Origin of the sequence: Streptomyces sp. SUK 48 (assembly GCF_009650765.1) — a bacterium.
In the GTDB taxonomy this organism is placed as follows: Bacteria; Actinomycetota; Actinomycetes; order Streptomycetales; family Streptomycetaceae; genus Streptomyces.
Genome location: NZ_CP045740.1, coordinates 2,892,605 through 2,909,701 on the forward strand (window position 1 = coordinate 2,892,605; position 17,097 = coordinate 2,909,701).

General features: G+C 72.5%; 17 protein-coding genes. 8 read left to right on the forward strand and 9 right to left on the reverse strand.

From position 1 onward, the window contains the following. The first annotated feature begins 17 nt into the window (after positions 1-17). The 3 genes from GHR20_RS12115 to GHR20_RS12125 are packed head-to-tail and all read left to right on the forward strand — an operon-like array spanning position 18 to position 3,405. Positions 18-1,379: an FtsW/RodA/SpoVE family cell cycle protein gene (locus GHR20_RS12115; protein ID WP_153813177.1), complete on the forward strand. Its 1,362-nt coding sequence runs from the start codon at positions 18-20 to the stop codon at positions 1,377-1,379. A gap of 38 nt (positions 1,380-1,417) precedes the next feature. Next, positions 1,418-2,875, forward strand: a complete 1,458-nt coding sequence (locus tag GHR20_RS12120) for a penicillin-binding transpeptidase domain-containing protein (protein ID WP_194859116.1) — start codon at positions 1,418-1,420, stop codon at positions 2,873-2,875. Positions 2,876-2,919: 44 nt separating this feature from the next. Continuing rightward, positions 2,920-3,405, forward strand: a complete 486-nt coding sequence (locus GHR20_RS12125) for a DUF3291 domain-containing protein (RefSeq protein ID WP_153813179.1) — start codon at positions 2,920-2,922, stop codon at positions 3,403-3,405. On the opposite strand, the gene GHR20_RS12130 is transcribed toward GHR20_RS12125, so the two are convergent. Together GHR20_RS12130 and GHR20_RS12135 are read right to left on the reverse strand one after the other, a co-directional pair. Next, on the reverse strand, positions 3,389-4,267 hold the full coding sequence (locus GHR20_RS12130; protein WP_153815943.1) for a hypothetical protein: 879 nt from the start codon (positions 4,265-4,267) through the stop codon (positions 3,389-3,391). The genes GHR20_RS12125 and GHR20_RS12130 overlap by 17 nt on opposite strands. Before the next feature lie 125 nt (positions 4,268-4,392). Next, a complete protein-coding gene (locus GHR20_RS12135) occupies positions 4,393-5,502 on the reverse strand; it encodes a ferritin-like domain-containing protein (protein WP_153813180.1) in 1,110 nt (369 codons plus the stop codon). Between the two features lie 124 nt (positions 5,503-5,626). On the opposite strand from GHR20_RS12135, the gene GHR20_RS12140 reads away from it, so the two are divergent. Next, on the forward strand, positions 5,627-6,565 hold the full coding sequence (locus GHR20_RS12140; protein ID WP_111584699.1) for a diiron oxygenase: 939 nt from the start codon (positions 5,627-5,629) through the stop codon (positions 6,563-6,565). A gap of 69 nt (positions 6,566-6,634) precedes the next feature. Here GHR20_RS12140 and GHR20_RS12145 read toward each other — a convergent pair whose 3' ends face one another. Next, entirely contained in the window at positions 6,635-7,231 is a 597-nt protein-coding gene (locus GHR20_RS12145; protein ID WP_153813181.1) for a hypothetical protein, read from the reverse strand. A gap of 113 nt (positions 7,232-7,344) precedes the next feature. Further along, positions 7,345-7,923, reverse strand: a complete 579-nt coding sequence (locus GHR20_RS12150; protein ID WP_153813182.1) for a HutD family protein — start codon at positions 7,921-7,923, stop codon at positions 7,345-7,347. 126 nt (positions 7,924-8,049) lie between these two features. Here GHR20_RS12150 and GHR20_RS12155 point away from each other — a divergent pair, with 126 nt between their 5' ends. The 3 genes from GHR20_RS12155 (at position 8,050) to GHR20_RS12165 (ending at position 10,145) form a co-directional block, all read left to right on the forward strand. Next, complete coding sequence (locus tag GHR20_RS12155; protein WP_111584702.1) at positions 8,050-8,712, forward strand: TetR/AcrR family transcriptional regulator; 663 nt, start codon at positions 8,050-8,052, stop codon at positions 8,710-8,712. Beyond that, positions 8,699-9,007, forward strand: coding sequence for a hypothetical protein (locus GHR20_RS12160; protein WP_194858872.1), 309 nt, complete (start codon positions 8,699-8,701; stop codon positions 9,005-9,007). The genes GHR20_RS12155 and GHR20_RS12160 overlap by 14 nt, the downstream gene beginning before the upstream one ends. A gap of 115 nt (positions 9,008-9,122) precedes the next feature. Further along, a complete protein-coding gene (locus tag GHR20_RS12165; RefSeq protein WP_111584703.1) occupies positions 9,123-10,145 on the forward strand; it encodes an NlpC/P60 family protein in 1,023 nt (340 codons plus the stop codon). A gap of 70 nt (positions 10,146-10,215) precedes the next feature. Here GHR20_RS12165 and GHR20_RS12170 read toward each other — a convergent pair whose 3' ends face one another. Genes GHR20_RS12170 through GHR20_RS12190 form a run of 5 tightly spaced genes read right to left on the reverse strand, consistent with a single transcriptional unit; the run spans position 10,216 to position 15,910 of the window. Then, positions 10,216-11,469 carry a styrene monooxygenase/indole monooxygenase family protein gene (locus GHR20_RS12170; protein WP_111584704.1) on the reverse strand — a complete coding sequence of 418 codons (1,254 nt, stop codon included), beginning with the start codon at positions 11,467-11,469 and terminating at the stop codon, positions 10,216-10,218. A gap of 23 nt (positions 11,470-11,492) precedes the next feature. Continuing rightward, positions 11,493-12,152, reverse strand: a complete 660-nt coding sequence (locus GHR20_RS12175; protein WP_153813183.1) for an ATP/GTP-binding protein — start codon at positions 12,150-12,152, stop codon at positions 11,493-11,495. Next, on the reverse strand, positions 12,133-12,546 hold the full coding sequence (locus GHR20_RS12180; protein ID WP_037660266.1) for a DUF742 domain-containing protein: 414 nt from the start codon (positions 12,544-12,546) through the stop codon (positions 12,133-12,135). The genes GHR20_RS12175 and GHR20_RS12180 overlap by 20 nt, the downstream gene beginning before the upstream one ends. Beyond that, on the reverse strand, positions 12,543-13,034 hold the full coding sequence (locus GHR20_RS12185) for a roadblock/LC7 domain-containing protein (protein ID WP_086810163.1): 492 nt from the start codon (positions 13,032-13,034) through the stop codon (positions 12,543-12,545). Before GHR20_RS12185 ends, GHR20_RS12180 begins: the two co-directional genes overlap by 4 nt. Then, on the reverse strand, positions 13,031-15,910 hold the full coding sequence (locus GHR20_RS12190; protein WP_243878009.1) for a nitrate- and nitrite sensing domain-containing protein: 2,880 nt from the start codon (positions 15,908-15,910) through the stop codon (positions 13,031-13,033). Before GHR20_RS12190 ends, GHR20_RS12185 begins: the two co-directional genes overlap by 4 nt. 384 nt (positions 15,911-16,294) lie before the next feature. Between GHR20_RS12190 and GHR20_RS12195 the strand changes: the two genes are divergently transcribed. Continuing rightward, positions 16,295-17,083, forward strand: a complete 789-nt coding sequence (locus GHR20_RS12195; protein ID WP_111584706.1) for a protein phosphatase 2C domain-containing protein — start codon at positions 16,295-16,297, stop codon at positions 17,081-17,083. The last annotated feature ends 14 nt before the right edge of the window (positions 17,084-17,097 follow it).

Below are 17,097 nucleotides of genomic sequence, written 5' to 3' on the forward strand. Positions count from 1 at the left end.
TTAGGTAGGTTCACGGCATGACCGACGCCGGAACCGCCGCGGCGACGGCCCCGGCCGCCGTACCCGTCGTACGGCTGCCCCGGCGCCGCGGGATCGAGCTCGCGCTGATCGTGCTGGCCGTCACGCTGTCGGTGTACGGCTACTGCGCGGTGGGGCTGGCCCGGGCCGGGCGGCTGCCGCCGGGGGCGCTGGCGTACGGGGCCGGGCTCGGGGTGCTCGCGCTGCTCGCCCATCTCGCCGTACGGCTGCGGGCGCCGTACGCCGATCCGCTGCCGCTGCCCATCGCGGTGCTGCTCAACGGGCTCGGCCTGGTGCTGATCTACCGGCTGGACCTGGAGACGGCGGGCGACCGGGCTGCCCCCGCCCAACTGGTGTGGTCCGCGCTCGGGGTGGCCCTGTTCATCGTCGTCGTCCTGCTGCTGCGCGACCACCGGCTGTTGCAGCGGTACTCCTATGTGTGCGTGGTCGCCGCGCTCGTCCTGCTGCTGCTGCCGGGCCTGTTCCCGGCGGTCAACGGCGCCCGGATCTGGATCCGGGCCGCCGGGTTCTCCATCCAGCCGGGCGAGTTCGCCAAGGTGCTGCTCGCGGTGTTCTTCGCCGCCTACCTCGCCGCCAACCGCAACGCCCTCGCGTACACCGGCCGCCGGATCTGGCGGATGCAGTTCCCGACCGGGCGGGTGCTCGGGCCGATCGTGACGATCTGGCTGCTCAGCGTCGGGGTGCTGGTCCTGGAGCGGGACCTCGGCACCTCGCTGCTGTTCTTCGGGCTGTTCGTGGTGCTGCTCTACGTCGCCACCGGGCGCACCGGCTGGATCGCGGTGGGGCTGGTGCTCGCCGTACTGGGCGCGGTGGCCGTCGGCCGGGTGGAGCCGCACGTGGGCGGCCGGATCGCGGACTGGCTGCACCCGTTCGCCACCATCGAGGCCGGGCGGGGTCCCAACCAGCTGTCCCAGTCGCTGTTCGCGTTCGCGGCGGGCGGCCTGCTGGGCACCGGGCTCGGGCTCGGGCACTCGGTGCTCATCGGGTTCGCCACCAAGTCGGACTTCATCCTGGCCACGGCCGGCGAGGAGCTGGGCCTGGTGGGCCTCGCGGCGATCATCCTGCTGTACGCGCTGTTGGTGGAGCGCGGCTACCGGGCGGCCCTCGCGCTGCGCGAGCCGTTCGGGCGGCTGCTCGCGGTGGGGCTCGCCTCGATCCTGGCGCTCCAGGTGTTCGTGATCGCGGGCGGGGTCACCGGGCTGATCCCGCTGACCGGCATGGCGATGCCCTTCCTCGCCCAGGGCGGCTCCTCGGTGGTCACCAACTGGGCGATCGTGGCGCTGCTGATCCGGGTGAGCGACTCGGCGCGCAGCCAGTACGACGGCAGGGAGGCGCCATGAGCGACTACACCGGGATGGGCGGCGAGGGCGGGCGGCCGATGGCCCGGTACATCCGGCACGCCTGCGCGTTCTGCACCCTGCTGCTCGCGGCGCTGCTGGTCAACGCGGCCCGGGTGCAGCTCGTCCAGGCCGGCGACTACACCGGCAACCCGGCCAACCGCCGGGCCGCCATCGCCCGTTACCAGCAGCCGCGCGGCGACATCCTGGTCGGCGGCAAGCCGGTCACCGGCTCCGTGGACACCCATGAGCAGCTGCGCTACGAACGCACCTACCAGGACGGCCCGTTGTACGCGCCGGTGACCGGCTTCGCCTCCCAGTCGTACGGCACCACGCTCCTGGAGGACACCGAGGACGGGGTGCTCTCCGGCACCGATCCGATGCTCGCGCCGCTGCCCCTGTGGAACGACCTGACCCGGGGCCTCGATCCGGGCGGCGACGTCGTGACGACCCTCGACCGCAAGGCGCAGGAGGCCGCGTACCGGGGACTCGGCGGGCGCAAGGGCGCGGTGGCCGCCGTCGACCCCTCGACCGGGCGCATCCTGGCCCTGGTGACGAGCCCGTCGTACGACCCGGGCCAGCTCTCCGGCAACGCCGAGTCGGTGGCGGCCGCGTGGGCGCGGCTCAACGGGGACCCGGACAAGCCGATGCTCAACCGGGCGGTGCGGCAGACCTATCCGCCGGGTTCGACGTTCAAGGTGGTCACGGCGGCGGCGGCGCTGGACGCGGGGGTGGTCACCGACCTGGACGCGCGCACCGACTCCCCCGACCCCTATCGGCTGCCCGGCACCCGCACCACGCTGACCAACGAGGGCGACGGCTGCGCGGACACCTCGCTGCGGGACGCCTTCGAGTGGTCCTGCAACACGGTCTTCGCCAAGCTGGGCGTGGACGTCGGGGTGCGGGACATGACGGCCACGGCGGAGGCGTTCGGGTTCAACGACGGCGGGGTGCGGGTGCCCTTCTCCGTCGCGCCCAGCACCTTCGACCCCCATGTGGACAAGGCCCAGTTGGCGCTCTCCTCGATCGGGCAGTACAACACCCGCGCCACCCCGCTCCAGATGGCGATGGTCGCGGCGGCCGTCGCCGACGACGGGCGGCTGCACCTGCCGTACCTGGTGGAGCGGACGACGCGGCACGGCGGCGAGACGGTCGCGGGCAGCGGGACGCATCCGGTGCGCCAGGTCATGCGCCCGTACACGGCCGAGCAGTTGAAGGCGCTGATGACCGGGGTGGTGCGGGAGGGCACCGGCACCCGGGCGGCGATCCCCGGCGCGGTCGTCGGGGGCAAGACGGGCACCGCGCAGCACGGGGTGGGCAACACCGGTCTGCCGTACGCCTGGTTCGTCTCCTGGGCGCAGGACCAGAACGCGGTGGAGCCGGCGGTCGCGGTCGCGGTGGTGGTGGAGGACGCCTCGGCGGACCGGGGCGAGATCAGCGGCGGGGGCGACGCGGCGCCGATCGCCCGGGACGTGATGCGGGCGGTGCTCGGCCGGTGAGACGGGGCTGCCCAAGGCGGCCGGGATCTCCTTAGGGTGCGACCATGACGGACATCGCACCCGCGTACGAACTCGCCCAGGTCAACATCGCCCGCCTCAGACACCCGCTGGACTCCGCCGAGTTGAAGGACTTCGTGGACGGGCTCGACCCGGTGAACGCCGCCGCCGACGCCTCGGACGGCTTCGTGTGGCGGCTGCAGAACGACTCCGGCAACGCGACCGACGTCCCGGTGCTCGGGGACGACTGGGTGATCGTCAACATATCGGTGTGGCGGGACCCGGAGGCGCTCACCGCGTTCATGTACCGCGGGCTGCACCGGGAGTTGCTGGCCCGGCGCCGGGAGTTCTTCGAGCGGCTCCAGGAGGCGGTGACCGCGCTGTGGTGGGTGCCGGCCGGCCACCGCCCGGCGGTCACCGAGGCGGAGGACCGGCTGCTGCACCTGAGGGCGCACGGCCCGACGGCGTACGCCTTCACGCTGCGGGCGCCGTTCGCGCCCGGGGAGGAGGCGGCGGTCAGCCGATCGGCTTGACCGCCTCGGAGCGGACCTGGAGGGTCTGCTTGGCGAGCGCCGCCAGGTCGACCTGGGCGGGGTCCTCGGTGAGGTGCGGGGTGTCGACGAGGGCGATGCTGGCACCGGTGTTGTCGTCGGCCCAGGCGCACATGGGCAGGGTCATCTTGGAGCCGAGCTGCTCCTGGGTCAGCACCTCGCAGGAGATGGTGATCCCGCCGAGGTCGAAGTCCTTCGCCGGTACGGCGATCTTGGCGCCGCTGCCCTCGGAGGCGCCCTTCATCATGTTGCGGCGGGCCTCGTCGGTGTTCTTGAACCGGCCGTACATGCCGGACACCACCAGGGTGCCCTTGGTGTCGTCGCCGCCCAGGCTGTAGCTGCCGACGACACCGTGGGTGTCCTTGGCGTCCCAGGCGCCGTCCGCCTCGTCCCCGATCTTCTTGCCCTCGGTGTCGGAGAGGTCCTTGGCCAGCTCGTACTTCCCGTCGAGCAGCGTCTGGGGCAGCGTCAGCTTGTTCTTGGCGTCGGGGAAGGTGGTCGCCGCCTTGTAGCCGATCGCGCCGAGGGCGACCAGACCGCCCACGATCAGCACGACCGCGCCGCCGACGATCCCGAGGATCAGACCGACCCGGCTCTTCTTCGGGGGCGGCGGCACGACGGGCGGCATACCGCCCCAGCCCTGGTACGGCGGCTGCTGCGGGCCCTGCGGGGGGTACGGCGAGCCGTAGGGGCCGGGGTTCTGCGGCTGGGGCTGCCCGTAAGGGGCCTGCTGCCCGTAGGGGGACTGCTGGCCGTACGGGGGCTGCTGGCCCTGGGGAGGCTGCTGGCCGTACGGGGAACCGGGCTGGTTCGGGTACGGCGGCTGCTGCGGCGACGGAGGCATGGACACGCCAGCACGCTACTGCACACGAGTGAACGCGCGGGCACCGAGTCGGCACCGGGCCCGCCGCGTTCCCTCACCTCCACCGGCCCGCTCCGCCCTCGTCCGCCCCGCGTCCACCGGCCCGCTCAGCCCTCGTCCGCGCCCGCCTCGATCGCCTCCCCCACCTCCGCGACCCGCGCCCGCTCCTCCTCGGCGAAGCGCCGCGCGTCCAACTGGTCGGCCAGCTCCTCGTCCTGGGCCATCAGCTGCTCCAGATCGGTGTCGCCCAGCTCCAGCACGCCGAGATCGACGTACGCCCGCTGGAGCCGCTCGCCCCACAGGCCGATGTCCTTGACGCAGGGCACGATGCGGCTGAACAGCAGCTTGCGGAAGAGCCGGAGGAACTCGGTGTGCTCGGTGAGTTCCTCGGCCTCGGCGCGCGGGATGCCGAAGTTCTCCAGCACCTCCACCCCGCGCAGCCGGTCGCGCATCAGATAGCAGCCCTCGACGACGAACTCCTCGCGCTCGCGCAGTTCGGCGTCGGTGAGCTGCCGGTAGTGGTCGCGCAGCGCCATCCGGCCGAAGGCCACGTGCCGGGCCTCGTCCTGCATGACGTACGTGAGGATCTGCCGGGGCAGCGGCTTGTCGGTGGTGTCCCGGATCAGGCCGAAGGCGGCGAGCGCCAGCCCCTCGATGAGCACCTGCATGCCGAGGTAGGGCATGTCCCAGCGGCTGTCGCGCAGGGTGTCGCCCAGCAGCGACCGGAGGTTGTCGTTGATCGGATAGACGAGCCCGATCTTCTCCTTCAGGAACCGGCTGTAGATCTCGGCGTGCCGGGCCTCGTCCATGGTCTGGGTCGCGGAGTAGAACTTGGCGTCCAGGTCGGGCACCGACTCCACGATCCGGGCCGCGCAGATCATCGCGCCCTGCTCGCCGTGCAGGAACTGGCTGAACTGCCAGGAGGCGAAGTGCCGGCGCAGCTCGCCCCGGTCGCGCTCGCTCATCCGGTCCCAGTACGGCGTCCCGTACAGGGCCGTCGCCTCGTCGGGGGTGCCGAGCACGTCATGGGGATCGACCTCCAGATCCCAGTCGATGCGCCGGGTGGCGTCCCACTGCTTGTCCTTGCCCTTCTGGTACAGGGCCAGCAGCCGCTCGCGGCCGTCGTCGTACTCCCAGCTGAACCGGGCCGCGCCGGACGCGGGCACCTGCCAGGTGGGCTCTCCGGGTTCGTCGGCGTACAGGTCATGGGTGGACATATCTCGCAGGCTCACACGTAGACGCGCGGTCAACAAGTCCTGCGCGGGGGATTGACGCCCTTGCTGACAGGCAGTCTCATAAGATACCGGACGACATACCCCCGGGTGACGAGGTGAGGGAGCCATGACGACCCTGACGGAAGCGGACGCGCTGAACGGCCTGCGCGACGCGCTCGGCCTGCTCAAGGACCGGGAGCAGGTGGCCGAACGGCTGCTGGTCTCCTCCGCCAAGCACTCCTTCGACCCCGACAAGGAGCTGGACTGGGACGCGCCCTTCGAGGAGGGCAAGTGGTACTGGCCGCCCGAGCTGGTCTCGCTGTACGGCACGCCGATGTGGCAGCGGATGAGCGAGGAGCAGCGCATCCTGCTCTCCCAGCACGAGGCGGCGGCGCTGGCCTCGCTCGGCATCTGGTTCGAACTCATCCTGATGCAGCTGCTGGTGCGGCACATCTACGACAAGGCCGCCACGAGCGCGCATGTGCGCTACGCCCTCACCGAGATCGAGGACGAGTGCCGCCACTCGAAGATGTTCGCGCGCCTGATCGAGCGTGGCGACACCCCCTGGTACCCGGTCAGCAGGGCGCACCTGAACCTGGGCCGCCTCTTCAAGACGATCTCCACCACCCCGGGCTCCTTCACGGCGACCCTGCTGGGCGAGGAGGTCCTGGACTGGATGCAGCGCCTGACCTTCCCCGACGAGCGGGTGCAGCCGCTGGTGCGGGGCGTGACGCGCATCCATGTGGTCGAGGAGGCGCGCCATGTCCGGTACGCGCGTGAGGAGTTGCGCCGCCAGATGGTGACCGCCCCGCGCTGGTCCCAGGAGTTCACCCGGGTGACCTCCGGCGAGTTCGCCCGCGTCTTCTCCGTCGCCTTCGTCAACCCGGAGGTGTACACCAACGTCGGCCTCGACCGGCGGGAGGCCATGGCCCAGGTCAAGGCCAGCGGCCACCGCCGCGAGATCATGCAGACCGGCGCGAAGCGGCTGACCGACTTCCTGGACGACATCGGCGTGCTGCGCGGGGTCGGGCGGCGGCTGTGGCAGTCGTCGGGGCTGCTGGCGTAGCCGGGCGCGCGAAGTCCCCGCCGACGGAACTCCGTTTGTCCGGCGGGGACTTCGGCATCCCGGCGCCTCCTACTCGTGGGCGCTGAGCACACCGCCGTTGCTGAGCACGATGTACACGCCGTTGGCGTCGAGGCCCACGTCGTGCTGGTCCTTCGTCTCGATGGTGGCCGCCACCCCGTCGTGGCCGATGATCTGCGCGCGGTAGCGCAGCTCGCCGAACTTCGTCACCTTGACGGTCCAGCCGCCCGCGACCTTGAAGGTGCCAGGGCCCTGGTGGCCGCCGCCCATCCAGGCGTGCAGCTCACCGCCCAGGGTGAGCACGATGAACATGTCGTTGGCGTCGAGCCCGGCGTCGTGCCCGTTCGTGTCCAGGGTGGCCAGGACCGAGCCGCGGCTGACGATCTTGGCGCGGTAGCGCTGCTCACCGAGCCTGTAGATCTCGGCCGTGCTGCCGTCCGGCAGCTTCTGGGTGCGCTCCGGGGCCGGCTTCTTGGCCGCGGTGGCCGACACGGCGGCGCGGTGCGCGCCACCGGTGGCGGCCGACGTGGCGGCGTGCGCGGAGACCGCGGCCAGTGAGAGCGCCGCGGCGGCGGCGACGGCCACCAGGCCGGTGGTACGGACGGAACGAGTGGTACGGGCGGTGCGGCGCACCGTGCGAGCGGTCATGATCGAAATCCCCCTCGGGCATCGGGTGGTCATTGCCTACGCCCCATCAGATGACCTCGGCGCCCACGCAGTTCACCCGGTTCTGTCCGCACTTGGTAACAACGCGCGAACCTCTAGCTCTCCTCGGTCGCGCCGGTGAAGGCGACGAGCGCGGCGACCCCCTCGACGGCCAGGGCCTCGTCACGGGCGCCGGTGAACAGGGCCGCGTCGAGACGGCCGAGGTCCGTACCCGCCCCTTCGAGGACGGCGGAGCCCTCCAGGACGACGACGAGCAGCGCGGGCGCCTCGGACGCGGCGGGCAGCGCCGTCCGCCCCCGTACGATCTCCACCCGCGCGCCGGCCCGGCCGCGCCGGGTCATCACGTTGAAGTCGACGAGCGGGCCGCCGAGCAGCCGGCAGTCGGTGGCCGCGTCCCCGGGGAAGGCGAAGGGGACGTACGGCTCGGCCACGGTGTGCGGGCTCCCGTCGACGGCCAGCACCATGCCGGGTCCTTCGACCAGGGTGATGACCCGGTCGACCCCCTCGAAGCGGGAGAACGGGCCGCCCCGGGCCACGTCGGCGAGACTGACGCGCCAGGCGAAGCCGGCCATGTCCGCGCCCTCGGGGGCCGCCGCGATCTCCCGGGTCAGCCCGCCCCCGTTCTTCCACGGCGCCGCCGGACGTTCCCCGGCCCTCAGCACCCGCACCGTCATCCCGTACTCCTTCTCGTCCGCTGTCCCCCCGTGTGTATCCGCGGACCGCCCCCGCTGTCGAGCGCGGCCATGATCGGCCGACCGGCACCCGGCGCTCCCGGGGACCCGCGCGTTACGCTGCGTGTCATGACCCCCCAGACCGCCACCACCCCCGCCTACCGCCGGCTCAGTGTCGAGGAGCGCCGGCGCCAGCTGCTCGACGCCGCGCTGACGCTGTTCGCGCACCGGGCGCCCGAGGACGTGTCGCTGGACGACGTGGCGGAGGCGGCCGGGGTGTCGCGGCCCCTGGTGTACCGGTACTTCCCCGGCGGCAAGCAGCAGCTGTACGAGGCCGCGCTGGGGTCGGCGGCGGACGAGCTGCGGCAGTGCTTCGACGAGCCCCGCACCGGCTCCCCGCTGGCCCGGCTGACCCGTGCCCTCACCCGCTATCTGGCCTTCGTGGACGAGCACGACACCGGCTTCGCGGCGCTGCTGCGGGGCGGCAGCGTGGTGGAGACCTCGCGCACCACGGCCATCGTGGACGGGGTGCGGCGGGCCGCCGCCGAGCACATTCTCAGCCACCTCGGCGCCACCGACCCCGGGCCCCGGCTGCGGATGACCATCCGGATGTGGATCACGGCCGTCGAGGCGGCCTCCCTGATCTGGCTGGACGAGGACAAGCAGCCGCCCGCCGGTGAACTGCGGGACTGGCTGGTGGACCAGTTCGTCGCCACCCTCTCGGTCACCGCGGCCCGCGACGAGCAGACGGCCGCCCTCGTGGGCACCCTCGCGGCGGATGGCCGAGACTGAGACCGTGAAGAGCCAGGACATCCCGTTCGAGGGCGGCCCCATGGACGGACGCGTACTGCCCGTCCTGCTCGGGCCGACCGGACATCCCCCGAAGACGTACCGCATCCCCGTCCCCGAGCCGGACGACGGCCCGCCCACGGTGTACGTCTACCGGCGCGTGCCGCGCGGCCACAGCAGACGGCTCGGCCTGATCCAGGGCTGGAAGTACGTGTACGACCCCGACGACACCTCCGGCGGCCGCCTGCGCTGGCCCTGGTCGAGGCCGTCCGGCAAGCCGGGTGACACCCAGGAGTGACAGGGTTGCGCCGAACCGCGCACACGCGGCGCGCGTCCCGCAGGTATACGTCTGATTATCGGGGTCGGATAGGCGACGGCAATGCGCCTTCCCCTTCCGCACCCGAGGTGATGACGTGTCAGGAAAGCTTGTGCGCCTGGCCTGTACGGCCACGGTGGCGACTCAGGCCGTCCTCGCGCCCGTGTCCGCCACCGCCGCGCCCGAGCCGCAGCGCTCCGTCTCCCAGCTGCTGACGGACCTGCAGAAGCTGTACCGCCAGACCGAGCAGGCCACCGAGAGCTACGACGCCACCGCCGACCGGCTGGGGCGGCAGAAGTCCGAGGTGGCCCGCCTCGACAAGGAGCTGAGCCGGGCCCGGCGCGCCCTGGAGGCCGGCCGCGCCGACGCCGGCCGGCTGGCCCGCCAGCAGTACCAGGGCGCCTCCGGCGGCCTCGGCCCCTATGTCAGCCTGCTGTTCGCCCCGGATCCGCAGCGCGCGTTGGACGAGGGCCATGTGCTCGGCGAGCTGGCCCGCCAACGCGCCCGTACGGTCGACCGGTTGACCGGCGCCGAGCGGCACTCGGACGCCGTCGCCCGCACCGCCCGCAAGGCCCTCGACACCCAACGGGACCTCGCCGGACGGCAGAAGAAGCAGCGCGACGCCGTCCAGGCGAAACTCGCGGGCGTGGAGCGTCTCCTGGCCTCCCTCGACCCGGACCAGCTGGCCGCCGTCGACCACCTCGAACAGCAGGGCGTCAGCGCGGCCCAGCGGGCCCTCGCCGGCTCGCTCTCCGACGACCGCCCGGCCTCCCCCCTGGGCGAACGCGCCGTCCGCTTCGCCCTGAAACAGGTCGGCAAGCCCTACGTCTGGGGCGCGCAGGGCCCCTCCTCCTACGACTGCTCCGGCCTGACCTCCCAGGCATGGCAGCACGCGGGCACCCCGATCCCCCGCACCAGCCAGGAACAGTGGCGCCACCTGCGCCACATCACCCTGCGCCAACTGCGCCCCGGCGACCTGGTGATCTACTTCCCCGAGGCCACCCACGTGGCGATCTACGCCGGCGACGGCAAGGTCGTCCAGGCCCCGAGACCTGGCTCCACCATCAAGATCTCCCCACTGGCGTCGAACCCGGTCCTGGGAGCCGTACGCCCGGGGTAGCGCCCTGCCGGGGGCGCGGGGAACCGCGCGACCAGCCACGGCGAACCCGCGGCCGCGCACACCCGCGCCCCTAGGCCCCCGCCACAGCCGACAGGTACGCCTCCGCCTTCTCCGGTTCGAAGAAGAAGTTCTCGAAGTCGGCCGGGTTGTCGAACCCGTTGGCGAATCGATCCGCCACCGGCTGGAGCTGCCCGGCCGCGCCGATGAGGTTCAGGACGTGCTCCGGCGGCGGCGCCAGCATCGCGTTCGTCCACTTGGTGACGTGCCGCGCCGTCTGCCAGTACCGCTCGAACGTGCCCCGCATCCACTCCTCGTCGAACGGCTGCTCCCCGCGCTCCAGGATCGACGCGAGGTAGGAAGCCGCGCACTTGGACGCGGAGTTGGAGCCCTGGCCGGTGATCGGGTCGTTGGCGACGACCACGTCGGCGACGCCGAGCACCAGGCCGCCCGAGGGCAGCCGGCCGATCGGGTTGCGCACGGTCGGCGCGTACCGCCCGGCCAGCGTGCCACCGGCGTCGGTGAGTTCGACCTTCGTCGCCCGCGCGTACTCCCAGGGCGTGAACTTCTCCATGAGTTCCAGGGTCAGGGAGAGATGCTCGGCCGGGTCCTTGACGCCCTTGAAGACGTCGAGCGGACCGCCCGGAATTCCCTCCCAGAACAGGATGTCGGCGCGCCCGGAGACGGTGTACGTCGGCATCACGAACAGCTCGCCGACGCCCGGCACCAGGTTGCAGCGCACCGCGTCGAACTCCGGGTGCTCGGGGCGCGGGCCGAGCCCGTGCACGTACGCCACCGCGAGCGCGCGCTGCGGCTCGCTGTACGCGGAGCGCGCGGCGTCGCGGCCGAACATGGACACCAGCTCGCCCTTGCCGGCCGCGACCAGCACCAGATCGTAGGTGCGCGAGAAGTAGTCGAGGTCGCCCACCGCCGCGCCGTGGATGACCAGTTGGCCGCCGCGCTGGGCGAAGGTCTCCATCCAGCCGGCCATCTTCACGCGCTGGTCGACGGACTGGGCGTAGCCGTCGAGCCTGCCGACCCAGTCGATCGCGCGCTGGGTGGGGCCGGGGTCGTGCGAGCCGGGGGCGGCGACCGAGACGCCGAGGCCCTGGATCTTCGGGGCCTGGGACTCCCAGAAGTTCAGCTGGAGGTCGCGCTCGTGCTGGAGCGCGGTGTGGAACATGCACTGCGTCGACATGACGCGGCCGGACCGGATCTCGTCCGCGGTCCGGTTCGACATCAGGGTGACCTCGTAGCCGTGCGACTGAAGGCCGAGGGCGATCTGGAGGCCGGACTGGCCGGCTCCGACGACGAGTATCTTGCGCATGCGGGTGGTGGCTCCTTACAGGACTACTCGGGGGTTTCGTCCAGCGCGTGACCGACCAGGGCCAGAAGGGTCTCGATGGCCGAAATCCGCTGGCGCGCATCCATGATCATGACAGGGATGTGCGCGGGTATCGTCAGCGCCTCCCGTACGTCCTCGATGTCGAACCGCTCGCTGCCGTCGAAGTGGTTGACCGCGACGACGTACGGCAGTCCGCAGCTCTCGAAGTAGTCCAGGGCGGGGAAGCAGTCCTTCAGGCGGCGGGTGTCGGCCAGCACGACGGCGCCGATCGCGCCGCGCACCAGGTCGTCCCACATGAACCAGAACCGCTGCTGACCCGGCGTGCCGAACAGATAGAGCACCAGGTCGTCGTCGAGCGTGATGCGGCCGAAGTCCATGGCCACGGTCGTGGTGACCTTGTCCGGGGTGCCGGACAGGTCGTCGGTGCCCTCGCTCGCCTGGGTCATCAGCGCCTCGGTCTGCAGCGGCGTGATCTCCGAGACGGCCGTGACCAGTGTGGTCTTGCCGACGCCGAAGCCGCCCGCCACCACGATCTTCGTCGCGATGGGGGCCCGCGTCCGGTCCGTCTGCCAGACCTTCAGATCCTCGTCGGGCTCGGCGAAGCCGGCGACGAGGGGGGCGGCGCCTCCCACGGAGGCGGTGGCGTCAGAGACGGCGGAGTCCACTCAGCACCCTTTCCAGCAGAGCGCGGTCCGGGCGGCCGGTGCCGTGACCGGTTCCGGTGCCGTACACACGGATCTTTCCCTGGTCCGCGAGGTCGCTGAGGAGTACGCGGACCACGCCGAGCGGCATCTTCAGCAGCGCGGCGATCTCGGCCACCGTGCGCATACGGCGGCACAGTTCGACGATGGCCCGCATCTCCGGCATGACACCGGCGAGCGAGCCCTTCGTCAGTTCCCTGCGCTCCTCGGGCGCCTCGATGGCCGCGGTGCTGGCCACGAAGGTCTCCACGAGGAGGACGTGCCCGAAGCGGGTGCGGCCGCCGGTGAGTGAGTAGGGGCGCACGCGGGCGGGTTTGCGCTCGCCGCCGCGCACCGGGAGCTTCGGTGTGCCGCTCATCGGGCGCTCCCCGCCGACTCCAGGGACTTGCGCAGCTCGCTGCGGAGTTCCGGGGTGAGGACGTGGCCGGCGCGGCCGACGAACAGCGCCATGTGGTAGGCCACCACGCTCATGTCACACTCGGCGGAGCCGTGCACGCCGAGCAGCGAGCCGTCGCTGATGGACATCACGAACAGGCTGCCCTCCTCCATGGCGACCATGGTGTGCTTGACCCCGCCGAACGTCATCAGCTTGGCGGCGCCGACGGTCAGGCTGCCGATGCCGGAGACGATGGTGGCGAGGTCGGCGGAGGAGCCGCGGGGGCCCTTGCCGGGACGGGCCTGGCGGGACTGCGCCGTGTGGCCCGGGTCGGACGACAGCAGCAGCAGACCGTCCGAGGAGACCACGGCGACGGACTGGATGCCGGGGACCTCCTCGACCAGGTTGGTCAGCAGCCAGTGCAGATTGCGGGCCTCCGTGCTCAGCCCGAAGGTACTGGGAGCGGTCAACTGCTTGCCTCCTCGATGGGGCCCCCCGTGGCTTCTTCGGAATGGTCTGCGCTCTCTGCTTCCACGTCGCGGTAGCCGGCCTGTGCTCCTCGGCGGAAGCCACCGAGCCTGCGGCGCAGGGCCTCGGCGTCGACGCTTGTGCTGCGCTGGCGGGGCGGGGGTGCGGGTGCGGTGATCTTGGGCGTGCGCTTGGGCAGCCCCTTGCTGGTGACCCGCTCGCCGTCCCCGCCGACCCCGCCGTTCTCGTCGGCGGCCCCGGTCACGGTCCGCGCGTGGCTGAGGTGGTCGGCATCGGCGGGCGCGACCGGCCGCTCGTCCGGCCGGTCGTCCGGTTCCTCGTACGACGCGCTGCCCGGCACGTTCTCCGGCGCGCTGCCCGGTGTCTTCTTTGGCGCGTTCTCGTGGGCCTTGCCCGGGGCCTCGTCCGTGAGCGGGAGCAGCAGCTCCATCGTCGTCTCGGCGAAGGTCTCCACCGGCGCCTTGGGACGGGCCTCGGCCTCGTCCGGACCGGGCCCCGCCTGCTCGTGCGTCGTCTCCTCGGCGGCTTCCGGCGCCGCCGCTCCGGACGTGGCCGGGTCCGTGACGTCGTCCTGCCCGGCCTCCGGCTCCGGTTCCGGCTCCGCGTCGGCGTCCCTGACCGCCTGCTCCGCCAGTGCCACCAGCGGGTCCTGCTGCTCGGCACCCTCCTTCGGACGCGTCGGCAGCACGTGGGAGTTGGCCTCGGCGACGGCGCCCGGCAGGGTGAAGGTGCCGGTGGTGGAGGTGGCGGCCTGCGGGGGTACGGCCGTGGCGGGGGCCTCGGCCAGCAGGGTGGCCGGCAGCACCACGACCGCGGCGACCCCGCCCTGCTTCTGCTCGCGCAGCTGCACCCGCACGCCGTGCCGGTGGGCGAGGCGGGCCACGACGTACAGGCCGAGCCCGAGGCCGTCGTCGCCCTCCTGGTCGTACCCGGCCTCCGGGTCGAAGTCGGCGAGGCGCGCGTTGAGCCGGGTGAGCCGGTCCTCCGTCATGCCGATGCCCTCGTCGTGCACGGAGAGCATGACCTCGCCGGACTCCAGCAGCCAGCCGGAGACCTCGACCGGCACGTCCGGCGGGGAGAACGTGGTGGCGTTCTCCATCAGTTCGGCCAGCAGGTGCGAGAGGTCGTCCGCGGCGAAGCCGGCGAGGTGCGCGTGCGGCGGCAGCGCGGCGATGCGCACCCGCTCGTACCGCTCGATCTCGCTGACCGCGGCGCGCACCACGTCGACCAGCGGCACCGGTCCGTGGTGCTGCTGCACATGCTCGGTGCCGGCGAGGACCAGCAGGTTCTCGCTGTGCCGGCGCATCACCGTGGCGAAGTGGTCCAGCTTGAAGAGGGTGGCGAGGCGCTCCGGGTCCTGCTCGCGGTCCTCCAGGCCCTCGATGACGGCGAGCTGGCGCTCGACCAGGCCGAGGGTGCGCAGCGCCAGGTTGACGAAGGTGCCGCCGATGCCGGCGCGCACCCGGCCCAGTTCGGCCGTCGCCTCGGCGAGTTCGGCGCGCAGCTCCTCGCGGGCGTCGGCCATCTTCTGCCGCTGTCCGACCAGGTGCTTGCGGTCGGTCTCCAGGGTGGCGACCCGCTCGTGCAGGGCGGCGGCGTGCGCGTGCAGGGCGTTGACGGAGCGGACGACCTGGGCGAACTCGTCGTTGCGGCCAGTGAAGGCGATGGGTTCGCGGCCGGCCGCGTCACCGGGCTCGGCGAGCCGGGCCGTGCCGCGGCGCAGCACCGACAGCGGCCGGGTGAGGGTGCGGGCCATGGCGGTGGCGATGCCGACCGCGACCAGCAGCAGCACGCCGAGGACGGCGACGCGGATCTCCAGCGCGGTGACGTCGTCGTCCCGCAGCTTCTCCAGGTCCCGGGTGCGGTGCTCGTAGAGGGCCGACTCGGCGCCGCGCATCAGGTCGAGGCGTCCGGACAGGGCCGTGTCCAGCTTGGCGGCGCTGGTGCCCGAGGCGCCGTCGGGGAAGGCCGGCTGGGCGGTGAAGGTGTCCAGGTACTTCTCGGCCGAGTTGACGTCGGCGCCGGTGACCGTGGAGTCGTACGCGTCCACGGCCTGCTTGGGCGCGTTGTCGCGGAAGTCGGCGAGGGCCGCGTCGGAGCGCAGCCGGGCCTGCTGGGCGGCGGCGGTGAGCGCGTCGCGCTGCTTGCGGCCGGCCGCGGTGGGCACGGAGGTGGTGGCCGGCAGCCCGGTGACGGGGTTGAACACCGTCTGGGTGGTCGCCGGGACGTTGAGCGCGGCGAGCAGCAGGCCGCGGGCGGCGGCGGACTGCTGGACCGCGGTGTCCAGTTCGGCGAGGGCGTAGGCGCCGGAGCCGGCCCGCGGGGGCATCCGCTCGGCCAGCTGCTCGGCGAGCCGGTGCAGGTCGGTGATCGTCGCCGAGTACGCCTGGTGGGCTTCGAGCGCCGTGCTCTTGCCGGTGAGGGCGGCGCGCCGGACGGTCGCGATGTGGTCCAGGTCGCCGCGCAGGCCCGCCGGAGTGCCGCTGTCGGCGCGCAGGTCCGCCACCTGGCGGTCGACACGGGTGCCGCGGTCCTCGGAGGGTGCCTTGGACTCGGGGCGGCCGGCCGCGATGTAGGAGGTGACCTCGTCGCGTTCGTCGGCCAGGGAGCCCGCGAGGGCGAGCGCGTCCTGGGTGCGGGAGGCCAGCGTCACCAGGTCCTGGGAGTCGCTCACGTCCGAGGAGGCGGTGAGGAGAGAGGGGGCTCCGGCTCCGGCGACCGCGGCGGCCACGACCGCGACGGCGACGATCAGCCGGGTGCGCACATGCGTGGGCCGCCCGGTGCCCACGGGAGTCTCGGGGGCGGCCTTCTCGGGGGCCGTCTGCCTGCCTGTGCGCCGAGGCCGCTTCATCTGCACCGGTGCTCGCATTCCTGAACTCGTCTACCCAAGGGCCCGGGTGGCGCCCCGTCAGCTCGGTGCCAAGTGGTGCGTGCACCCGGTTCGTACGGTTCCCGACCCTCCCAGCGCCGGTGGGCAGTGGTCGCGCATCACCTGACCCGCCACCCGAAGGAGTGAACCCCGGAGGGGAGTTGGCGGGCAAGTTCCTCTGGCGTGTGCGGGGCCGTGTCGCGGTGGGCCGGTTGGACGCGCGCGACAGGGTTTGGCAGTATTCGCCACCGCGCTTTTTCCAAGCGGCCCATTACCGCCCAAACCAGGCGGCTGACCTGCGCGAGGATGCCGATCCGGCGGCGATTGCCAGCCTTTGGGAGAGCGCGTGAAGGGGTCGTGCAGACTGGCCGGATGCGAACTGATCTCGTTTCGGAACCCGGCGACGCGACCCGACCCAACGAGGACTTCGCCGATGTCGGACTACCCGCGTCCGGACAGGGTGGTTGCGTGATCTTGCTGGACGGGGTGACGCCGCCCGCCGGGGAGACGGGCTGTCTGCATTCCGTCCCCTGGTTCACCGCCCGGCTCGGCGGCGCGCTGACCGAACTGACCGTTTCCGGGCGAGATCTGACGCCGGCCGGCATCCTCTCCCGGGCGATCGAGCACACCGCGCGAGCACACGCGGACACCTGTGACCTTTCTCACCCGCGCACTCCGCAGGCAACCGTGGTCGTCGTGCGGTGGTCCGCCGAGACGGTCGAGTACCTGGTGCTCTCCGACTCGGCGCTGCTGCTGCGCTCGCCCGACGGGGAGGTCACCGCGGTCCTGGACGACCGGCTCGCCCGGCTGCCCCGCGCCGCGCTGGCCACCGACGCCCTGGTGGACGCGCACCTGCGCAACAAGGAGGGCGGCTTCTTCACGGCCGCCGCGGACCCCTCGGTCGCCGCCCGCGCGGTGACCGGCACCGTGCCCCGCGGCGAGGTCGCCGCGCTGGCCGCCCTGACGGACGGCGCGACCCGCTGGACGGAGAAGTTCCACCAGGGCGACTGGACGGGACTGTTCGACGTCCTCGCCAAGGACGGCGCCCGCGCGCTCGTCGACCGGGTACGGCAGCTGGAGTCGGCGGACGCGCGGGAGCGGGCGTTCCTGGGGCGCGGCAAGACGCACGACGACGCGACGGTCGTCTTCGTCGAGCTGTAGCGCGCCCTCTTCAG

Bases quoted from the DNA above. Each gene is read 5' to 3' on its own strand.
- GHR20_RS12115 (WP_153813177.1), top strand. From the start codon at position 18: ATGACCGACGCCGGAACCGCCGCGGCGACGGCCCCGGCCGCCGTACCC.
- GHR20_RS12120 (WP_194859116.1), top strand. From the start codon at position 1,418: ATGGCCCGGTACATCCGGCACGCCTGCGCGTTCTGCACCCTGCTGCTC.
- GHR20_RS12125 (WP_153813179.1), top strand. From the start codon at position 2,920: ATGACGGACATCGCACCCGCGTACGAACTCGCCCAGGTCAACATCGCC.
- GHR20_RS12130 (WP_153815943.1), bottom strand. From the start codon at position 4,267: ATGCCTCCGTCGCCGCAGCAGCCGCCGTACCCGAACCAGCCCGGTTCC.
- GHR20_RS12135 (WP_153813180.1), bottom strand. From the start codon at position 5,502: ATGTCCACCCATGACCTGTACGCCGACGAACCCGGAGAGCCCACCTGG.
- GHR20_RS12140 (WP_111584699.1), top strand. From the start codon at position 5,627: ATGACGACCCTGACGGAAGCGGACGCGCTGAACGGCCTGCGCGACGCG.
- GHR20_RS12145 (WP_153813181.1), bottom strand. From the start codon at position 7,231: ATGACCGCTCGCACGGTGCGCCGCACCGCCCGTACCACTCGTTCCGTC.
- GHR20_RS12150 (WP_153813182.1), bottom strand. From the start codon at position 7,923: ATGACGGTGCGGGTGCTGAGGGCCGGGGAACGTCCGGCGGCGCCGTGG.
- GHR20_RS12155 (WP_111584702.1), top strand. From the start codon at position 8,050: ATGACCCCCCAGACCGCCACCACCCCCGCCTACCGCCGGCTCAGTGTC.
- GHR20_RS12160 (WP_194858872.1), top strand. From the start codon at position 8,699: ATGGCCGAGACTGAGACCGTGAAGAGCCAGGACATCCCGTTCGAGGGC.
- GHR20_RS12170 (WP_111584704.1), bottom strand. From the start codon at position 11,469: ATGCGCAAGATACTCGTCGTCGGAGCCGGCCAGTCCGGCCTCCAGATC.
- GHR20_RS12180 (WP_037660266.1), bottom strand. From the start codon at position 12,546: ATGAGCGGCACACCGAAGCTCCCGGTGCGCGGCGGCGAGCGCAAACCC.
- GHR20_RS12195 (WP_111584706.1), top strand. From the start codon at position 16,295: ATGCGAACTGATCTCGTTTCGGAACCCGGCGACGCGACCCGACCCAAC.